The 18529-nt window shown below is 71.0% G+C and carries 14 protein-coding genes and 1 pseudogene; all 15 read right to left on the reverse strand.

Features of this window, described 5'->3' with window-relative positions; all coding sequences use genetic code 11:
* Window positions 1-51 precede the first annotated feature (51 nt).
* The 15 genes and pseudogenes from EW117_RS15110 to EW117_RS15185 all read right to left on the reverse strand — a co-directional run bounded on the left by EW117_RS15110 (window position 52) and on the right by EW117_RS15185 (window position 18501).
* Window positions 52-705, reverse strand: a complete 654-nt coding sequence (locus EW117_RS15110; protein WP_129787548.1) for a Trp biosynthesis-associated membrane protein — start codon at window positions 703-705, stop codon at window positions 52-54.
* On the reverse strand, window positions 702-2369 hold the full coding sequence (locus EW117_RS15115; protein WP_277986467.1) for an anthranilate synthase component I: 1668 nt from the start codon (window positions 2367-2369) through the stop codon (window positions 702-704). The genes EW117_RS15110 and EW117_RS15115 overlap by 4 nt, the downstream gene beginning before the upstream one ends.
* A complete protein-coding gene (gene hisI / locus EW117_RS15120) occupies window positions 2366-2782 on the reverse strand; it encodes a phosphoribosyl-AMP cyclohydrolase (RefSeq protein ID WP_129787549.1) in 417 nt (138 codons plus the stop codon). Before hisI ends, EW117_RS15115 begins: the two co-directional genes overlap by 4 nt.
* Before the next feature lie 307 nt (window positions 2783-3089).
* Complete coding sequence (locus EW117_RS15125; protein WP_129787550.1) at window positions 3090-4040, reverse strand: type IV toxin-antitoxin system AbiEi family antitoxin domain-containing protein; 951 nt, start codon at window positions 4038-4040, stop codon at window positions 3090-3092.
* Between the two features lie 538 nt (window positions 4041-4578).
* Window positions 4579-6471: an ABC transporter ATP-binding protein gene (locus tag EW117_RS15135; RefSeq protein WP_129787551.1), complete on the reverse strand. Its 1893-nt coding sequence runs from the start codon at window positions 6469-6471 to the stop codon at window positions 4579-4581.
* Entirely contained in the window at window positions 6468-8390 is a 1923-nt protein-coding gene (locus EW117_RS15140) for an ABC transporter ATP-binding protein (RefSeq protein ID WP_165362717.1), read from the reverse strand. Before EW117_RS15140 ends, EW117_RS15135 begins: the two co-directional genes overlap by 4 nt.
* Window positions 8391-8567: 177 nt before the next feature.
* Window positions 8568-9338: an imidazole glycerol phosphate synthase subunit HisF gene (hisF, locus tag EW117_RS15145; RefSeq protein WP_129787552.1), complete on the reverse strand. Its 771-nt coding sequence runs from the start codon at window positions 9336-9338 to the stop codon at window positions 8568-8570.
* Window positions 9338-10279, reverse strand: a complete 942-nt coding sequence (locus EW117_RS15150; protein WP_242504310.1) for an FKBP-type peptidyl-prolyl cis-trans isomerase — start codon at window positions 10277-10279, stop codon at window positions 9338-9340. The genes hisF and EW117_RS15150 overlap by 1 nt, the downstream gene beginning before the upstream one ends.
* Before the next feature lie 127 nt (window positions 10280-10406).
* The gene (gene pafA / locus EW117_RS15155; RefSeq protein ID WP_129787553.1) at window positions 10407-11768 is read right to left on the reverse strand and encodes a Pup--protein ligase; all 1362 of its coding nucleotides are present in this window, start codon (window positions 11766-11768) and stop codon (window positions 10407-10409) included.
* Window positions 11769-12106: 338 nt separating this feature from the next.
* Window positions 12107-12793 (reverse strand): annotated as a pseudogene (gene prcA / locus EW117_RS15160) (proteasome subunit alpha); the annotation flags it as partial.
* On the reverse strand, window positions 12790-13629 hold the full coding sequence (prcB, locus tag EW117_RS15165; RefSeq protein ID WP_422890955.1) for a proteasome subunit beta: 840 nt from the start codon (window positions 13627-13629) through the stop codon (window positions 12790-12792). The pseudogene prcA and the gene prcB, both read right to left, overlap by 4 nt.
* Window positions 13626-13823, reverse strand: a complete 198-nt coding sequence (locus EW117_RS15170; protein WP_121383395.1) for a ubiquitin-like protein Pup — start codon at window positions 13821-13823, stop codon at window positions 13626-13628. The genes prcB and EW117_RS15170 overlap by 4 nt, the downstream gene beginning before the upstream one ends.
* A gap of 96 nt (window positions 13824-13919) precedes the next feature.
* Window positions 13920-15578, reverse strand: coding sequence for a depupylase/deamidase Dop (gene dop / locus EW117_RS15175; protein ID WP_129787703.1), 1659 nt, complete (start codon window positions 15576-15578; stop codon window positions 13920-13922).
* Window positions 15579-15684: 106 nt separating this feature from the next.
* Window positions 15685-17346 carry a proteasome ATPase gene (gene arc / locus EW117_RS15180; protein WP_129787555.1) on the reverse strand — a complete coding sequence of 554 codons (1662 nt, stop codon included), beginning with the start codon at window positions 17344-17346 and terminating at the stop codon, window positions 15685-15687.
* Between the two features lie 141 nt (window positions 17347-17487).
* The gene (locus EW117_RS15185; RefSeq protein WP_129787556.1) at window positions 17488-18501 is read right to left on the reverse strand and encodes a tRNA (adenine-N1)-methyltransferase; all 1014 of its coding nucleotides are present in this window, start codon (window positions 18499-18501) and stop codon (window positions 17488-17490) included.
* Window positions 18502-18529: the final 28 nt, after the last annotated feature.

Consider the following 18529-nt stretch of genomic DNA (forward strand, 5'->3'; position numbering starts at 1 on the left):
GTGCCTTTCGTGTCGTGCGGTACGCGCTCAGCCTAGCGGCTCAGCGCGAGGTCAGCGGCCCGTGGGGTCGTCGCCGCGGGACAGCGCGTCCCAGGCGTCGTGGGGGTCGATCTCGTCGTCCGGCCCGGCGGCTGCGCCGTCGTCGGGCGAGGTGCCGGGCTCGCCGCCGGGTGCGGTCGTGGCGCCGGAGGCGGCGCCGGCGGTCGCGCCCGCCGACGCCGCGGCGTCCGCACGCTCGTGCCGGCCCGACGTCGCCGTCCAGCCGCGGGCCGCGACCGCGCCCCAGACCGCCACGACGACGGCGAGCACGCCGGTGGCGACCGCGGCCCACGGCCACGCGGTGAGCGTGACCGGCGAGGTGAGGTCGGTGACACCGCTGCTCGCGGAGGCGGCGGCGGTCGCGGCGGGCGTGGGGTCGCCGACGACCACGAGCGTGCTCGTCACCACGAGCACCCCGGCGGCCGCCGCGACGACGAGCGCGACGTACCGGGCCACGCGCCCCGTGAGCGCGCAGGCGATGCCGGCCGCCAGGAGCACGAGCGCCCCGGCGCCGACGCCCGGCGCGGCCGAGGTCCCCGAGGCGGCGACGGCTACCTCGGGCTCCAGGGCCGTGGCCACCGTGGTGGTCACCCAGGTCGGCGAGCCGGTGCCGAACGTCAGCCCGCCCAGGACGAGCAGCGCGAGGACGGTGCGCGTACGGGTCACTTGGCGCCTCCGTCGATGCGCGCCGGCTCGGCACGCAACGGCTCGGCACGCAACGGCTCGGCACGCAACGGCTCGGCACGCAACGGCGCCAGGCGGGACGCGAGCTGTACGGCTCGCACCGCCGCGGCGGCCTTGTTGCGGGACTCCGCGTACTCCAGGGCCGGCACCGAGTCGGCGACGATGCCCCCGCCGGCCTGGACGCTGGCGCGGCCGTCCGCGATGTACGCGGTGCGGATCGCGATGGCCATGTCCATGTTGCCGCCGAAGTCGAAGTAGCCGCACACGCCGCCGTAGATGCCGCGGGAGGCGGGCTCCAGCTCGTCGATCAGGGCGATCGCCCGGGGCTTGGGAGCTCCCGAGAGCGTGCCCGCCGGGAAGGTCGCCCGCAGGGCGTCCAGGGCGGTGCGGCCGGCGCGGAGCCGGCCCACCACCGTCGAGCACATGTGCATGATGTGGCTGAACCGGCGCACCTTCATGAACTCGACCACCTCGACGCTGGTCGGCTCGCACACCTTCACCATGTCGTTGCGGGACAGGTCGACGAGCATGATGTGCTCGGCCCGCTCCTTGGGGTCGGCCAGCAGCTCCTCGCCCAGCTCCGCGTCCTCCTCCGGGTGCGCACCGCGTGGCCGGGACCCGGCGATCGGGTAGGTGGTGACGTGACCGTCGTCCACCTTCACGAGGGTCTCGGGGCTGGAGCCGACGACGGCGAACTCCGCGCCGTCCGGCTTGGCCAGGTGGAAGTAGTACATGTACGGGCTCGGGTTCACGGTGCGCAGGGCGCGGTAGACGTCGAGCGGGTCGGCCGGGCAGTCCAGGTCCAGGCGCTGGGAGAGCACGACCTGGAACACCTCGCCGTCGCGGATCGCCTCCTTGCCCGCGAGCACCGCGTTCTCGAACTCGTCCTGGGTGGACCGGAACTCGAGCTGCGGCTCGGGCGCGTCGTCGACGAGGACGGACGTGACGCGCGGCGCGCCGGCGGCGAGCTGCGCCTCCATGGCGTCGAGCCGTGCCACGGCGTCCGCGTACGCCTCGTCGACGCGCGCGTCGGTCGCGTCGCCGTTGATCGCGTTGGCGACCAGCCAGACCGTGCCCTCGCGGTGGTCCACGACGGCGAGGTCGGTGGCCAGGCACAGGGCTAGCTCGGGCGCGCCCACCTCGTCCGGGGCGGTCGCCGGGAGCGTGGGCTCCCAGTGGCGCACGATGTCCCAGCCCAGCACGCCCGCCAGGCCACCGGTGAGCGGCGGCAGGTTCGGCACGCCCGGCGTGCGGAGCGCGGTGAGGGCCACCTCGAGCACGTCGACGACGTCGCCCTCCGTGGGGATGCCGACCGGGACGTCCCCCGTCCAGACGGCCTGGCCCTTGTCACTGGTCAACGTGGCGCGGGACGCGACGCCGACGAACGACCAGCGCGCCCAGACGCCGTCGGACTCCGCCGACTCCAGGATGAAGCTGCCCGGCTTGCTCTGCGCCAGCGTCCGGTAGAGGCCGACGGGCGTCGCGTCGTCGGCGAGGAGGGGACGGACCACCGGGATCACCCGGCGGTCGGCGGCCATCTCCCGGAACTCCCCGAGGCTCGGCCAGGTGCGACCCCAGGGCAGGTCGGCGGGTGCGGTCGCCGTGCGGGCCTCGTGGGGATCGAGCTGGGTGTCGAGCTGGGTCACCGGATCTCCTCGTTCTGCGGGTTGCCGTACTGCTCAGTGTGGTCCGGCTCGTCACGTTCTCCCACCACGGCGCCCAGGTCGCCTCCGGCCTCGAAGCAGGTGCGCGTGCCGGTGTGGCACGCGGCGCCGACCTGGTCCACCTGGACCAGCAGGGCGTCGCCGTCGCAGTCCATGCTCACGGACTTGACGTACTGGGCATGCCCGGACGTGTCGCCCTTGCGCCAGTACTCCTTGCGGCTGCGGGACCAGAAGGTCACGCGCCCCTCCGTGAGGGTGCGGCGCAGGGCTTCGTCGTCCATCCAGCCGACCATGAGCACCTCGCCCGTGTCGTGCTGCTGTACGACGGCGGCCACCAGGCCGGCGTCGTCCCGCTTGAGCCGGGCTGAGATCGTGGGGTCGAGAACTTCGGGCACCTGAGAATCCTGCCACGTCGCGGGCCGACGGCGCTGTGATCTCCGCCGTCGGCCCGAAACTCACTCGTCCACCTGCCCGCCGAACCGAAGGTTGACCGCCCATCTGGCGCCCAACCGCAACCCACGCGTCGATCAGACCCGACCCGGACGCGCAACCTTCGATTCGACGACGGGGGCCGACAACGACCTGCGGTTCGACGTCGGAGGCCAGACGCGTAACCTGCGGTTCGACGCCGGAGTCGAGCCGCACCGTGCAGTTCGGCGCCGGCCGGATACTGAGCCGCCGAGCTGTGAGGCCGCTCAATCGTCAGGAGGGTCCGCCGTTGTGCAGCTCCAGCGTCGCGCGAACCTTCCCCGAGATCGCACCGGGCGTGTAGACGGCCGACTTTCGAAAGTGCAGCACGATCGCCGAGACCGCCGTGAGGTCGTTGTGGCGCTCCAGATCCGCGTCCAGACGCGTCCCGTCGTGATACTCGTCGCTGTCGATCTCAGCGATCACGATTCGCCCGTCCTTGAGGTCCCACCCCAGGTCACCCCTGCGTTCGACGCCGGACAGGTCACGCACCGGCACCTGCAGGTGATCCGGGGGAACGCCGTTGTCGATGCAATCGAGCCTGGCGCGGGTCTCCGACGGCGACTCAGATCTCGCGTCGGCCTCGCCGAAGTAGTCATGGCGCGTGGCAATCCCCCGCCGACCACGACACTTGGCGTGGACCTCCTCCAGCTCGTCGAAAGTGATGAATCTCCTGTTCAGGGCGTTGTCCATCACTCCGACAGCATGGATCCGGTCCAGCTCGGGCACGGCCTGCACCAGGGCCCAGGCCACCGTCGCCACCGCAATCCCGTCCACCTCGGTCACGGTCATCCGGTCGTCGAACATCCGGGCGTGAATTCCGTCGCGCGAGTACGCCCGTCGCCCGCCCGGAAGCGTGGCCTGCGGCACGAGCGCGATCGGTAGACCCCAGACGCCGTGGAGCGCGAGCGCACAGGCGCCGACCACCACCGACTCAGGACCGAGCGCCAGTTTCGCGGCGAACGCGGCCCGACGGCGACGGCGGTCCGGATGCCGCGACGCGATCGGCGTCGGGTCGGTGTCGTACAGGCCGCGAGCTACACGCTTCCAGGCACGCGAATCGAGCTGACGCGCGATCCGCGTGAGCGACACACCGAGCTCGCGGCACTGTTGTGTAGTGATCAGGCCTTCCTGGGCCTTGGCGATGATCGCGAGCTCGACTGGTAACTCGATCTTTCGTCCCATGCGCCCAGACAACGCTGGTCGCGGGGGCTCGTTGTTCGCGCAAACGGCGGTCTGTGCACAAGTCCCGTACGACCACGGATGTGGTCACGGTCAAAAGGCTCTCCCGCCGTCGACAGGTGCTGTCCTATGACACCAGTTCTTCCTCTGGCGTCACGCGCCCACACCACTGGACCGGCGATCGCGCCCCACGCCGTCCGACATGCCGCGTGCCGCGTTGCTCGTGCCACAACACCGAACTGCCGGACGCCGCACGCCGCACGCCGCACGCCGCACGCCGCACGCCGGACGCCGGACGGAACTCGCCTGCCCCCGACCGGTCCAGCTAGCGCCGAGCCGCAAGTTACGCGTCCACTCGCCGTACACCACCGGCGCCGAACCGAAACTCACGGGTCAACCCTGTCGTCGAGCCGAAGGTTGAACGTCCGGCTCGGGTCCGATCGACACGTAGGTTGCGGTTCGCCGCCAGGTCGACACGTAGGTTGCGGTTCGGCGCCAGGCCGACACTCAACCTTCGGTTCGCGCCGGGTGGGGCGGCAGCCTACCTCGTCTGCGCGACCCAGCTGGCGTGCATGCGGGCGTAGATGCCGCCGGCCGCGGCCAGCTCGTCGTGCGGGCCCGACTCGACCACGTGGCCCTGGTCCACCACCACCACCAGGTCGGACGCCTCCGCGGTGGAGAGGCGGTGCGCGATGGTGATCGTGGACCGGCCGGCCGTCAGGGAGTCCAGGGCCCGCGCGATGCGCACCTCGGTCGCTGGGTCTACCGCCGACGTCGCCTCGTCGAGCACGAGCAGGTCCGGCTGCGCGAGGTAGGCGCGGGCGATGGCGACGAGCTGCCGCTCCCCCGCCGACAGCGCCTCGCCCCGCTGCCCCACCTCCGTGTCGAGCCCGTCCGGCAGGTCGGCAACCCAGTCGGCCAGCCCGAGCTCAGCAAACGCCCCCTCCACGGCGGCCCGCTGAGTGCTGGAGATTCGCCCCTCCGCGGGGTCCTGATCGGGCGAAGACCCAGCACCCAGCGGGGTGCGGAGGCCGTAGGCCGCGTTGGCCAGCACCGTTCCGTCGAAGAGGAAGCCCTCCTGCGGGACGAGCACCACCCGCTCCCGCAGCGAGGCGAACGACAGATCACGCAGGTCCACGCCGTCCAGCTCCACGGCGCCCGCCGTCGGGTCCATGAGGCGGGTGACGAGCTTCGCGATCGTGGTCTTGCCGGAGCCGGTCTGCCCGACCACCGCCACCTTGGTCCGCGGCGGCAGGTCCAGCGTCACGCCGTGCAGCACCTCGGGCCCGTTCGGGTAGGCGAACCGGACGTCGCGCAGCGTCACGCGGGCCGGCCCGCGCTCCTGCGTCACCGCGTCCGGCTTCTCGGCCACCTGCACCGGGGTCTCGATGACGGCGATCACGCGCCGCCACCCGGCCACCGCGTTCTGCAGCTCGTTCAGGATCTCGGTAGCCATCTGCACCGGCCCGGTGAACAGCTGGACCAGGAACAGGAAGGCCACGAGCTGGCCCGCCGTCAGGCCGCCGCCCACGCCGAGCAGCGTGCCCACGACCACGACTATCGAGAGCACCAGGTTGGAGATCAGGACACCCGACGAGAACGTCCCGGCCACCAGGACCTGCGAGCGGGCCTGCGCGGCGCGCGTCTCCTCGATGGCGCCGCCGATGCGCCGCCCCGTGCGCTCGGACACGCCGTACGCGCGCACCGTCTCGGCGCCCACGACCGACTCGGAGATAGCACCCAGCATCGCCCCGACGCGTTCGCGCACCAGCGTGTAGGCCCGGTTCACGTACCTCTGCCCGTACCGGATCACGAGGAACATCGGCACGAAGGCGACCCACACCACCGCCGTGAGGATCGGCGAGTAGACCAGCATCAGCCCGGTCGCCACCACGATCTGCAGCGCGCTGACCAGCAGCATGATGCCGCCCCACTGCACGAAGAGTGACACCGTGTCGACGTCGTTCGTCACCCGCGAGACCAGGGCGCCGCGGCGCTCGGTGTTCTGCGTGAGGGTCGACAGGTCGTGCACGTGGCGGAACGCCTTGATCCGCAGCGTCGCCAGCCCGGCCTCGGCCGAGCGGAACAGCCGCACGTTGACGAGCGCCGCGCACAGCCCGGCCAGCACGAGCGCCCCCGCCGCGAGCGACGCCAGGAGCGCCACCCGGCCGGCGTCGGGCCCGGCGTCGGCCAGGATGCCGACGTCGATGGTCTGCTGCACCGCGAGCGGAACCACGACGCGGCCGGTGGCCGCGAGGGTCGCCAGGCCGAGCGTGATCCACAGCCCGCGCGTGATCTCGGGGCTGATCTCGATCCCGCGGCGCAGCGTCGCGAACACGCCGAGGTGGCTCGTCGACTCGATGCGGGCACCGTCGGCGTCGAGCAGGTCCTCGGGCACGTCGGTCACGTCGGGTTCGTCCGTCGCCGTGGTCATCCCGCCACCTCTTCCAGCTCGTCGTCCAGGGCACCTGCGGCGGCGGCGTCGGCCCGTTCCTTCTCGCGGCGCTCGGTCTCGACCTCGTAGGCCGTCGCGAGCTCGCGGTAACCGGCGTCGCGGGCCATCAGCTGGTCGTGCGTGCCGGTGTCGACCACGCGGCCGCCGTCGACGTGGATGACGCGGTCGGCGAGCGCGACCGACGACATGCGGTAGGCGACCATGATCACCGTCGTGCCCGGCCGGTTCCCGGCCTCCGGCCCGGGCCCCGAGGCCGCCTGATCGTCGACCCGGTCGGCCAGACCGCGCAGGATCTCCTGCTCCACCCGCGGGTCGACGGCGCTGGTGGCGTCGTCGAGCACGAGCAGCCGAGGGCCGCGCACCAGGGCGCGCGCGATCGCCAGGCGCTGCCGCTGCCCGCCGGACAGGTTGGCGCCACGCTCGCCCAGCGGCGCGTCGAGGCCACCGGCCAGCTCGCGCACCGTTTCGTCGAGCCGGGCGAGCCGCAAGGCCTCCCACACCTCGTCGTCGGACGGCGCCTCCGGTGCGCCCGCATCCGCGAGCGTCACGTTGCCGCGCACCGTGTCCTCGAAGATGAAGGTGGTCTGCGTGACGAACGCGACCTGGGCCGGGATCTCGCCGTCGGCCAGGGTGCGCACGTCGACGCCGTCGAGCAGGACGCTGCCGCGCGTCGGGTCGGACAGCCGGGCGAGGAGGCTCACCAGGGTCGTCTTGCCGGACCCCGTGGTGCCGACCACGGCGACCGTCGTACCGGGTTCGACGTCCACGTCCACGCCGTCGAGCAGCGTGATCGGGCGACCACGCGCGCCGCTGATCGCCGGCACGTCGACGCCGACGTCCGCCAGCCGGACGGCGAGGCCGGCCTGGCCGGCCGTCCGCGGCAGCCGGGCGTCGCCGTAGGCGAGCGCCCCGGTCGAGTCGACGACCTGCGCGATGCGCTCGTAGCCGACCAGCGCGCGCGGCAGCTCGCCGAGCACCCAGCCGAACGCCTGCACGGGCACGGTCATCATCGTCAGCAGGTAGGCGGCAGTGACGATGTCGCCCGGGACGACGTCGCCGGTGGAGATGCGCCAGGTGCCGATACCGAGCACCAGCAGCGTGCCGACGGCCGGCAGGGTCTGGATCACGGGGTCGAACAGCGAGCGGACGATGCCGACGCGGACGTTCGCGGCGCGCAGCTCCTGCGTGCGGGCGCCGAACCGGTCCTCCTCACGGTTCTCGGTGCCGAGCGACTTGACCAGCAGCGCGGCCTCGAAGCTCTCGTGCGCGACGTCGGCGACGTCGCCGCGCAGGCGCTGCGCCCTGGTCACGGCCGGCGACATGTGCCGCTGGTAGACGGCGTTCACGGCGACGGTGACCGGGATGATCGCGAGCGCCGCGAGCGCCAGCCAGGGGTCGATCGTCAGGAGCATGGCGACCGAGACGCCGATCATGACCACGACGCCGAGCGCGAACGGCAGGGGGTTGAAGACGCCGGTGGCAGCCTCGGTGTCCGAGGTGGTGTGGTTCAGGAGCTGGCCGGCGGGGTGCGCGCGGTGCCAGGACGCGGGCAGGCGCAGGTACTGGCGGGTCAGGGCGGTGCGGTGGTCGGCCTGGATGCGGGTGACGCCGAAGCCCGCCCAGATGCGGCGTCCGGCGACGGACAGGGCGAGCGTCAGCGCGACCGCTGCGAGCACGAGGCCGCCGAGCCAGATCCGGTCCTGGGCGGCCTCGTCGCCGGCGATGGCCGGGACGACTATGGAGTCGGTGGCCCAGCCGACCGCACGGCTCACGGCGACGGTCAGGGCGCCGAAGAGGCCTGACGCGCCCACGGCCAGGACGTACAGGCCGGGGTGGGAGCGCATGCCGCGCCACATGAGTGCGAGCGACCGGCGTACACGGGAGCCGGTCAGGGCCATCGGTCTGGATCGCGGGGCATCTGTGGGCACGGCAAAACCTCGCTTCCTCGGGGACTGGTCAATTTTCTCACGACCCGGGAATCGATTCGACGGTATTTTCGCCCTGGGCGTCGACGACGCTAAACCCTCAACTTAGGTTGAGGTCAAGGGAAGCGTGGTGTGCTGGTCACGGACCTGTCAGCGGACGACGATGCCCGCCGCGCGCATCGCGTCCTTGACCTGGCCCACTGTCAGTGTGCCGAAGTGGAACACCGACGCCGCCAGGACGGCGTCCGCCCCCGCCTCGGCGGCCTCGACGAAGTGCTGAGGCGTGCCCGCGCCGCCGGACGCGACGAGCGGAACGTTCACCCGCTCGCGCACCGCGCGCAGCATCTCCAGGTCGAACCCCGCGGTGGTGCCGTCGGCGTCCATGGAGTTGAGCAGGATCTCTCCCGCGCCCAGTGCCGCTGCCTTCTCGGCCCACTCCACGGCGTCGATCCCGGTGCCGCGGCGTCCGCCGTGCGTGGTGACCTCGTAGCCCGACGGGGTGGTGACGTCGCCGGTGACCCGGCGCGCATCGACGCTCAGGGTCAGTACCTGGGAGCCGAACCGCTGTGCGATCTCGGAGATCAGCTCGGGCCGCGCGATGGCCGCGGTGTTCACCCCGACCTTGTCGGCGCCGGCGCGCAGCAGCCGGTCGACGTCGTCCGTCGAGCGGACGCCGCCGCCCACCGTGAGCGGCACGAAGACCTGCTCGGCGGTGCGGCGTACCACGTCGACCATGGTCTGCCGGTCGCCAGAAGAGGCCGACACGTCCAGGAACGTGAGCTCGTCGGCGCCCTCGGCGTCGTACCGGTCGGCGAGCTCGACCGGGTCGCCGGCGTCGCGCAGGTCGGCGAAGTTGACGCCCTTGACCACTCGGCCTGCGTCGACGTCCAGGCACGGGATCACGCGGATCGCGACGGACATCAGCCCTCCTTCTTCTTCTCGGGTTCTTCCTCGGCGACCGCCTTGTGCGCGTCGAGGATGTCGACCACGTACACCACGGTCTCGCCGGCGAGCCGGCTCTTGGTGTTGGCGTAGCCGTCCTGCGGCGGTACCACCAGCATCACCTGCGAGCCGACGGTCTGTTCCAGGAGGCCCTGGTCCCAGCCCTCGACGAGCCGGCCGATGCCGATCTCCGCGGACTGCGGCGGAGAGCCCTCGGTCCACGTCGTGTCGACCACCCCGCCGTCGCTCCAGCGCACGGCGGTGAACTCCACGGTGACGATCTGGCCGGCCCGCACCTGCGGCCCCGTCCCGCGCACGAGCGGGTGCACCACCAGCTCCGACGGCGGTTCGACGTCGCCCGGGATGCGCACGGTCGGCGCCCCGAGGTCGTCGAGCTGCACCTGCGGCAGGCCCTCGCCCGGCGGCTCGCCCTCTTCACCCGACGCGCGGGCGGGCAGCACGTCCACGACCAGGAGGACGGGGACGCCGTCCTGCTCGTCCATGAGTGAGAGGCGGGCTCCGGTCCGATTGCCCTCCAGGGCCTCGAAGAGGTGGTTACCGAGCGACTTCTCGGTCATCGTGTACGCCACGGGCGCCGTACGGAACGTGTTCTGCAGCTCCGTGCCGTCGCGACCGTCCTCCGCGTAGAGGTTCAGGAGCACCGGGTCGTCCCGCTCCAGCACGTCACCCGTGCCGGGCCATACCGTCCGCGAGCCCGTCTGCACCACGGAGAATGGCTTCTTGTACTCGAGCTGTGGCGGGGCGCCGGCCGAGCCCGTGACCTGGAGCGGGGCCTGCGACGCCGACGACGTCGGCGCTGGGCCGACGTCGACCGGCAGCGAGGCCGGGGCGCACGCCGTGGTCACCGTCACCGCCGCCGCTGCCAGCGCACCGACGATCACGCGTACCCAGGAGCTCACCGACAGAGTCTCCCATGACGCAACGGTGTCTCCGGAACCGGCGGCACCTCCGGAACGGGACCACCCCCTGGGACGACAACGCCCCCGGAACCGGCGCGTGGCCGGCTCCGGGGGCATGCCTCTGGCGTCACATGCTCTCGATGAGCCGCTCCACCCGGTCGTCCACGCTCTTGAACGGGTCCTTGCACAGCACGGTGCGCTGCGCCTGGTCGTTCAGCTTGAGGTGCACCCAGTCGACCGTGTAGTCGCGCCGGGCCTCCTGGGCCGCCCGCACGAAGTCGCCCCGCAGCTTGGCCCGCGTGGTCTGCGGCGGGAGCGCCGTGGACTCGAAGACCTCCAGGTCGGTGGTGACCCGCTCCACCATGCCGCGTGCCGCGAGCAGGTTGTAGAGCCCTTCCGTGCGGGAGATGTCGTGGTAGGCCAGATCGAGCCGAGCGATACGCGGGTCGTCGAGACCCATGCCGTGCTTCTCCTGGTACCGCCGGATGAGCTTGAGCTTGATGGCCCAGTCCAGCTCGCGGTCCACGAGGGACAGGTTCTCTGCCTGCAGGGCGCGCAGCCCGCGCTCCCACAGGTCGAGCACCTGCTTGACCACCGGTGTGACCTCGAGGTTGGCCTCCACGAGCTCGCGTGCGCGCTCGTAGTACTCCGACTGGATCTCGATGGCCGTCATGGTCCGGCCGTTGGCGAGGGTCACCGCGTGCTTGCCCGTGCGGTCGTGGCTGATCTCCCGGATCGCGCGGATCGGGTTCTCCAGCGTGAGGTCCCGCATCGGGACGCCCGCCTCGACCAGGCGCAGCACCAGGTCGGTGGTGCCCACCTTGAGCATCGTGGTGGGCTCCGCCATCGACGAGTCGCCCACGATGACGTGCAGCCGGCGGTACAGCTCGGCGTCGGCGTGCGGCTCGTCTCGGGTGTTGATGATGGGGCGCGACCGTGTCGTCGCGCTGGAGACGGCCTCCCAGATATGGTCGGCGCGCTGGGACAGGCAGAACACCGCCCCTCGCGGGGTCGAGAGCACCTTCCCGGCCCCGACCAGGATCTGTCGGGTGATGAGGAACGGCACGAGCACGTCGGACAGCCGCGAGAAGTCCCCGGACCGGCGCACCAGGTAGTTCTCGTGGCAGCCGTAGGAGTTGCCCGCGGAGTCGGTGTTGTTCTTGAACAGGTGGATCTTGCCGGGTAGGTCCTCGTGCTCGAGGCGCTGCTGCGCGTCGGCCACGAGGCCCTCCAGGATGCGCTCCCCGCCCCGGTCGTACGAGACGAGCTGGCGCACGTCGTCGCACTCCGCCGTCGCGTACTCGGGATGGGAGCCGACGTCGAGGTACAGGCGGGAGCCGTTCCTCAGGAACACGTTCGAGGAACGGCCCCACGCCACCACCTTCCGGAACAGGTATCGGGCGACCTCGTCAGCCGACAGGCCACGCCCGTCGTCCGCCGCGCACGTCACGCCGTACTCGGTCTCGAGACCGAAGATCCTGCGGTCCATGGACTTCCCCTCCCTGTTCGCGGAACCTGCTGCTAGCGGTCGGTGCCAGGCGTGGTGCCGGAGGTGTCCGGCCCCTCGTCGGGCTTCTCCTCGGTCGCGGACTCGTCGGTCGGGGATTCCTCGGTCGGCGATTCGTCGGTCGGAGACTCATCGGTCGGAGACTCGTCGGGTGACTCCGGTTCGGCGTCCGGCTCGGTGGTGTCGACAGCGTCGACGGCGTCCGACGGCGCCGTGTCCGCTGTGCCCATGCCCGGCGTCGCCGGACCGGCCGGGACGTCGTCGGCGGGCGGGAGGTCGTCAGCGCGAGCCGTGGCGCCCGACACCGCCTCCCCGCCCTCGGCCAGCAGGTCGGCGAGCACCTGCCGGGTCAGCCGCCGGAACGCCCGCCGTGGCCGGTCCCGCTCCAGCACCGCCACCTCGAGCTGCGCGGCGTCGATGGTGCGCGACGACGAGCCCTCACCCGACCCGAGCGCCGCGACGGCGAGCCGCAGCGCCTCTCCGAGGGACATGTTCTCGCGCCAGCCGTCCTTGACGCGCCGGCCGAGCTGCTCGGCCTGCCCGCCCATGACGACGAAGCTGTGCTCGTCCGCCACCGTGCCGTCGTAGGTGAGCCGGTAGATCTGGTCGTCCGCCGGTTCGGTGCCCACCTCGGCGACGACGATCTCCACCTCGAGCGGCTTGGACTCGGTGATGAACACGGTGCCGAGCGTCTGCGCGTACGCGTTCGCCAGGCCCCGGGCCGTCACGTCCGACCGGTCATAGGAGTAGCCGCGCATGTCGGCGTACCGGACACCGGCCACCCGCAGGTTCTCGAACTCGTTGTACTTGCCGACCGCAGCGAACGCTATGCGGTCGTAGATCTCCGAGATCTTGTGCAGGGCACGCGAGGGATTCTCCGTGGCGAACGCGATGCCGCCGTCGTAGGCGAGCACCACCACGGACCGGCCGCGGGCGATGCCCTTCCGGGCGAAGTCCGCCCGGTCCTTCATCAGTTGCTCGGGCGAGACGTAGAACGGCATGTTCATGCGAGCGACCCCCTCTCGCGACGCTCCGCCGCGATCTGCTCCGCCACGCGGGCGATCTCCGCACTCTCGATCCGCTCGTAGCCGTCCACGGACACCGTGGCGACGATCGGGTAGATGCCGCGCACGGTGTCGGGGCCGCCCGTGGCAGAGTCGTCGTCCGCGGCGTCGTACAACGCCTCGACCGCTACCCGGGTCGCGGCATCGGCGTCCATCCCGCGTCGCCACAGCTTCTTCAGCGCACCCCGCGCGAACACCGAGCCGGAGCCCACGCCGTGGTGCTCGTGCTCCTCGTACCGGCCGCCGGTCGGGTCGTAGCTGAAGATGCGGCCGGTGTCCTTGTCCAGGTCGTAGCCCGCGAACAGCGGCACCACGGCCAGCCCCTGCATCGCCATCTGCAGGTTGCCCCGCAGCATCGTGGCCAGGCGGTTCGCCTTGCCGGTGAGCGAGAGCAGGGAGCCCTCGATCTTCTCGTAGTGCTCGAGCTCGAGCTGGAAGAGGCGCACCAGCTCCAGCCCGATGCCTGCGGAGCCCGCGAAGCCGACCGCCGAGTACTCGTCGGCGGGGAACACCTTCTCGATGCTGCGGCTCGCGATCATGTTCCCGGCGGTGGCGCGGCGGTCACCCGCCATCAGCACACCGCCGTCGAAAGTCAGCGCCACGATCGTGGTGGCGTGCGGGGACAGGGTCGCCGGGTCGGTCATGCCCGCGGGCACGCTCCGGTTCCCGGGCAGCCGGTCGGGGGCATGCTCGGCCAGGAAATCCACGAAGGACGACGATCCCGGACGCAGGAAGGCGTCCGGGAGTCGTCCTGTGGTGCGGTCTGCGCTCAGGTTCACTGCCCACCCTTCTGGACGAATCCACGAACGAACGACTCGGCGTTGGTCTCCAGCACCTCGTCGATCTCCTCGAGCAGGGCGTCGACCTCGTCGTCGTCCTTCTGCGCTGCGGCAGCGGCGGGCGCCGGGGTCTCGGCGTCGTCGTCGGGAGTGCGGTCCTCGTGTGACGGGTTGATTCTTTCCTGACCGGCCATGGTCGCCTCCTGGTGATTCTCTGACGTGGTGCTGGTCTCGAAGCCTAGGCCCTGACCTCAGATCTTGACCCTAGACGGTGACACTGACATCGAAGGTCACCTTCTCCCGGAGAGTCCCGCGAGCAGGGCCGCGGCGTCGGGACTCGCGTCGAGCAGAGCGCCGATGTGGCGCCGCGTGCCGCGGGTCGGGTCGAGCATCGGTACGCGCTGCAGCGCCTGGGACCCGTCGACGTCGAAGATCACGGAGTCCCAGCTCGCCGCCGAGATCTGGCTCCCGTAGCGGGCCATCACCTCGCCCCGGAAGTAGGCGCGCGTGTCCGTCGGCGGGTGCTGCACCGCTCGCGCGACGCTCTCCTCGTCGACGATGCGGTCCACCGCGCCCTTGGCGAGCAGCCGGTGGTAGATACCGCGTTCGGGGCGCACGTCGGACCACTGCAGGTCCATCGCGTGCAGCCGCGGGTGGTCCCATTCCAGGTTGTCGCGCGAGCGCAGGCGGTCCAGCAGCCGCATCTTGGCGACCCATTCCACCTCGCGCGCGCAGGACGCCGGGTCGGCACCGAGCCGTTCCACGACCGACGCCCAGCGGTCCAGCACGGCGTCCGACTCCGTGTCGGTGCCGAGCACCTTCAGGGAGCGCCGCACGACGTCGGCTACCTCCCCCTGGACCTCCAGCGCCGTCATCGTCCGGCCGTCAGCCAGGTCGAGCGGCGCGGTCAGGGAAAGGTCGCGTGAGACCTTCTGCACGTCGCTCACGGGCGCGGCGAGCCGGAGGGCGGCGAGCTCGGTGCGGGCGTCCACCCCGGCCTCGGCCAGCTCGTCGAGATGCTCCAGCACCCACAGGACCAGCGACGTCGTGCCGGTCTTCAGGTACGTGGGCACCTCCATCAGGTTGGCGTCGCCGAGGATGAGGTGCAGGCGTCGCCACCGCTGCCGGTCGGCGTGCGGCTCGTCGCGGGTGTTCACGATCGGACGGCGCAGCGTCGTCTCCAGGCCGATCTCGGCCTCGATGTAGTCCGCGCGCTGCGAGATCTGGTAGCCGGCGGTTCCGCTCGTCGCGCCCAGGCCCACGCGGCCGGAGCCGGTGAACACCTGCCGCGTGACGAGGAACGGTGTGATCAGCTCGGCGAGCGTGGTGAACGGAAGTGCGCGGTCCACCAGGTAGTTCTCGTGGGTGCCGTAGCTCGCACCCTTGCCGTCGACGTTGTTCTTGTAGAGCACCACCTCGCTGCCGGGGAAGCCGGACAGCTCCCGCAGGGCGGCCAGCATGACCCGCTCGCCGGCGACGTCCCAGCGCACGATGTCCTCGGGCGTCATGACCTCGGGCGACGAGTACTCGGGGTGGGCGTGGTCGACGTACAGGCGGGCGCCGTTCGTGAGGATCACGTTGGCGGCGCTCGGGTCGTCGTACTCCTCGGCGGCAGGCCGCTCGACCTCTTGCATGGATCCCGCCCGGCGCCGTCGGCCCGGCAGGCCGGGCTCCACCACGGGCACCTGCCCGGTCACGGGGCCTGACGGCGCGGGCAGCGCCGGGTCGTCGGTCAGCATCGACGGCTGCGCCGAGGCGCGGTCGAGGTGGAACCCGCGCGCGTCCTGCAGCGGGTCCTCGTCGTCGTAGTCCCAGCGTGCCTTGCCACCCGTGCCCTCGGCACGCGTGGATATCGCCCGGTAGGTCGTCACCACCTGGCTCGACAGCAGCATGGGGTTGGCCAGGGGTCGACCTGGCTGCAGGACCCCGTACTCGGTCTCGATGCCCATCACACGACGCACGCTCACGTTCACCACCCTATGCCGGAGTAGTCCCGTTGGTGAGGCAGGGTCCGCGCCCGCCGTAGGACGGACGCGGACCCTGCCCCGATGGCTGTCAGAGGTACTGACCGGTGTTCTGGACGGTGTCGATCGTGCGGGGCGTGGCGCCCTCGCCCTTCTTCTGGACGATGGTGCGGATGAAGACGATGCGCTCGCCCTTCTTGCCGCTGATGCGCGCCCAGTCGTCAGGGTTCGTCGTGTTCGGGAGGTCCTCGTTCTCCTTGAACTCGTCGACGCACGCGGTCAGGAGGTGCTCGACGCGGATGCCCTTCTGCCCCGTGGCCAGGAAGTCCTTGATCGCGTTCTTCTTGGCCCGGTCCACGACGTTCTGGATCATGGCGCCGGAGTTGAAGTCCTTGAAGAACAGGGTCTCCTTGTCGCCGGAGGCGTACGTGACCTCCAGGAACTGGTTCTCCTCGTCCTCCGAGTACATGCGCTCGACGACCGAGGTGATCATGCCGTCGAGAGCCGAGGCCATGTTGCCGTCGTACTCCGTCAGGTCGTCCGCGTGGATCGGCAGCTCCTTGGTGAGGTACTTGCCGAAGATCTCCTTGGCACCCTCGGCGTCGGGCCGCTCGATCTTGATCTTCACGTCGAGACGCCCCGGGCGCAGGATGGCCGGGTCGATCATGTCCTCGCGGTTGGACGCGCCGATCACGATGACGTTGTCGAGCCGCTCCACGCCGTCGATCTCCGCGAGGAGCTGCGGAACGATGGTCGTCTCGACGTCCGAGGAGAGGCCGGTGCCGCGGGTGCGGAACAGCGACTCCATCTCGTCGAAGAAGACGACGACGGGCATGCCCTGGCTGGCCTTCTCCCGCGCACGGGCGAAGATCAGGCGGATGTGCCGTTCGGTCTCACCGACGTACTTGTTGAGCAGCTCCGGTCCCTTGACGTTGAGGAAGAAGCTCTTCACCTCGGGGTTGCCCCCGTTGGCGCGAGCGACCATCCCGGCCAGGGAGTGGGCCACCGCCTTGGCGATGAGCGTCTTGCCGCAGCCGGGAGGACCGTACAGGAGCACGCCCTTGGGCGGGCGCAGCCCGTGCTCGCGGAAGAGGTCGGGGTGTGCGAACGGCAGCTCGACCGCGTCCCGGATCGCCTCGATCTGCGGCCCGAGGCCACCGATGTCCTCGTACTCGATGTCCGGGACCTCTTCGAGGACCAGCTCCTCGACCTCGGACTTGGGCACGACCTCGAACACGAAGCCGCTGCGCGTGTCGACCGTGAGCGAGTCGCCCACCCGGAGCGGAACGTCCATCACGGAACCGGCGAGGCGCACCACGCGCTCCTCGTCCGCGCGGCCGACCACGAGCACGCGGTCGCCGCCCAGCATCTCCTTGACGGTCACCAGCTCACCGGTGGTCTCGTACTCGCCCGCGCCGACGACCGTCATGGCCTCGTTGAGCTTGACCTCCTGGCCCGGGCTCAGCCGGGAGACGTCCAGGCTGGGGCTCGCGGACACATGCATCTTGCGGCCGGCGGACGAGATGTCCACCGAACCGTCGGTGTGCGCGCCCAGGAACACGGCGTAGGTGCCCGGCGGCTTGGCAAGATCGTCGAGCTGCTTCTTCAGCTCGACGATCTGATCGCGCGCCGCGCGGAGTGCCTCCGCGAGACGCTCGTTCTTGGCTGAGAGGAGGGCAATCTGGCGCTCGTAGTCGCGGTTCGGCAAAGACTCATGCTCGGGATGGTTGTATCCTGACGTGTTCTCGGTCATGACATCCCCTCTCGTAGGGCCCGGGAGGCGACCATATGACGCAAACGCCTCCGAGAACAGCACTCTAAGCACAGTCACCGACACACCGGGAGTAAGAACACCCGTTTGAGACGTCCGGGGTACCCGATCGTTACAGCCCGTTCACGCGGGCGGGATGTTCGGATCCTCGGGCGCAACGCCAAGGTCACGACGTACCTTGCGGACCTTCTTGTCCGATATGGCGCGCTCCCCCAGCTCCTCCGGCGTCCACTCCGATTCGGGCGTCACGGGGTACGCACCCTTGGCAGGACGCCGTTTCCGCTCGGGTGCGATGACCCCGTCGGCCATCCGCCGGGCGATGATGAGGAAACCCGTGTGGCCGATCATCCGGTGCTCGGGACGCACGGCCAGACCCTCGAGATGCCACCCGCGGATCATCGTCTCGAAGGCCGCCGGCTCGGTGAACCGGCCGTCCGCACGCAGATCTTCCGCTGTGCGCGAAAGTTGTGTCGTGGTGGCCACATAGCAGACGAGGACCCCGCCGGGGGCGAGCGCCGAGGCGACTGCGTCGACGTTCTCCCACGGCGCGAGCATGTCCAGGACCACCCGGTCGACGGTGCCCGGCTCGGCCACCTCGGGCAGGACGTCGGCGAGGTCGCCGACCGAGAGCTGCCACGCCGGGTGGGGCCCGCCGAAGAAGGTCTCCACGTTGCCCTGCGCGATGGCCGCGAAGTCCTCGCGCCGCTCGATCGAGTGCACGTGGCCCGCGTCGCCGACGGCGCGCAGCAGGGACATCGTCAGCGCTCCGGAACCGACGCCGGCCTCGACCACGCGGGCACCCGGGTAGATGTCGGCCATGGCGACGATCTGCGCGGCGTCCTTGGGGTACACGACGGCGGCGCCGCGGGGCATTGACAGGACGTAGTCGGCCAGCAGCGGGCGCAGGGCGAGGTACTCGATCTCCGCGGTGTTGACCACCACGGATCCCTCGGGCTGCCCGATGATCTGCTCGTGCTTGAAGTAGCCCTTGTGCGTGTGGAAGGTCCCGCCGGGCTGCAGCGTGATGGTGTGCAGGCGACCCTTGGGGTCGGTCAGCTGGACCTTGTCGCCCACGCGGAACGGGCCGCGGCGCAGTTCGGCGCCGGTGGCGGTAGGGGTATCGGTGGGTGTGGTCACGACCGACCAGTCTAGGTGCTGGCCCCCG

It is taken from the genome of Promicromonospora panici, from assembly GCF_900608595.1.
In the GTDB taxonomy this organism is placed as follows: domain Bacteria; phylum Actinomycetota; class Actinomycetes; order Actinomycetales; family Cellulomonadaceae; genus Promicromonospora; species Promicromonospora panici.

What these genes read in the sequence shown, in the direction of transcription:
- EW117_RS15125 (WP_129787550.1), bottom strand. Translation starts at nt 4,040, where the DNA reads ATGGGACGAAAGATCGAGTTACCAGTCGAGCTCGCGATCATCGCCAAG.
- EW117_RS15135 (WP_129787551.1), bottom strand. Translation starts at nt 6,471, where the DNA reads ATGACCACGGCGACGGACGAACCCGACGTGACCGACGTGCCCGAGGAC.
- EW117_RS15140 (WP_165362717.1), bottom strand. Translation starts at nt 8,390, where the DNA reads ATGGCCCTGACCGGCTCCCGTGTACGCCGGTCGCTCGCACTCATGTGG.
- hisF (WP_129787552.1), bottom strand. Translation starts at nt 9,338, where the DNA reads ATGTCCGTCGCGATCCGCGTGATCCCGTGCCTGGACGTCGACGCAGGC.
- pafA (WP_129787553.1), bottom strand. Translation starts at nt 11,768, where the DNA reads ATGGACCGCAGGATCTTCGGTCTCGAGACCGAGTACGGCGTGACGTGC.
- EW117_RS15170 (WP_121383395.1), bottom strand. Translation starts at nt 13,823, where the DNA reads ATGGCCGGTCAGGAAAGAATCAACCCGTCACACGAGGACCGCACTCCC.
- dop (WP_129787703.1), bottom strand. Translation starts at nt 15,578, where the DNA reads ATGGGCATCGAGACCGAGTACGGGGTCCTGCAGCCAGGTCGACCCCTG.
- arc (WP_129787555.1), bottom strand. Translation starts at nt 17,346, where the DNA reads ATGACCGAGAACACGTCAGGATACAACCATCCCGAGCATGAGTCTTTG.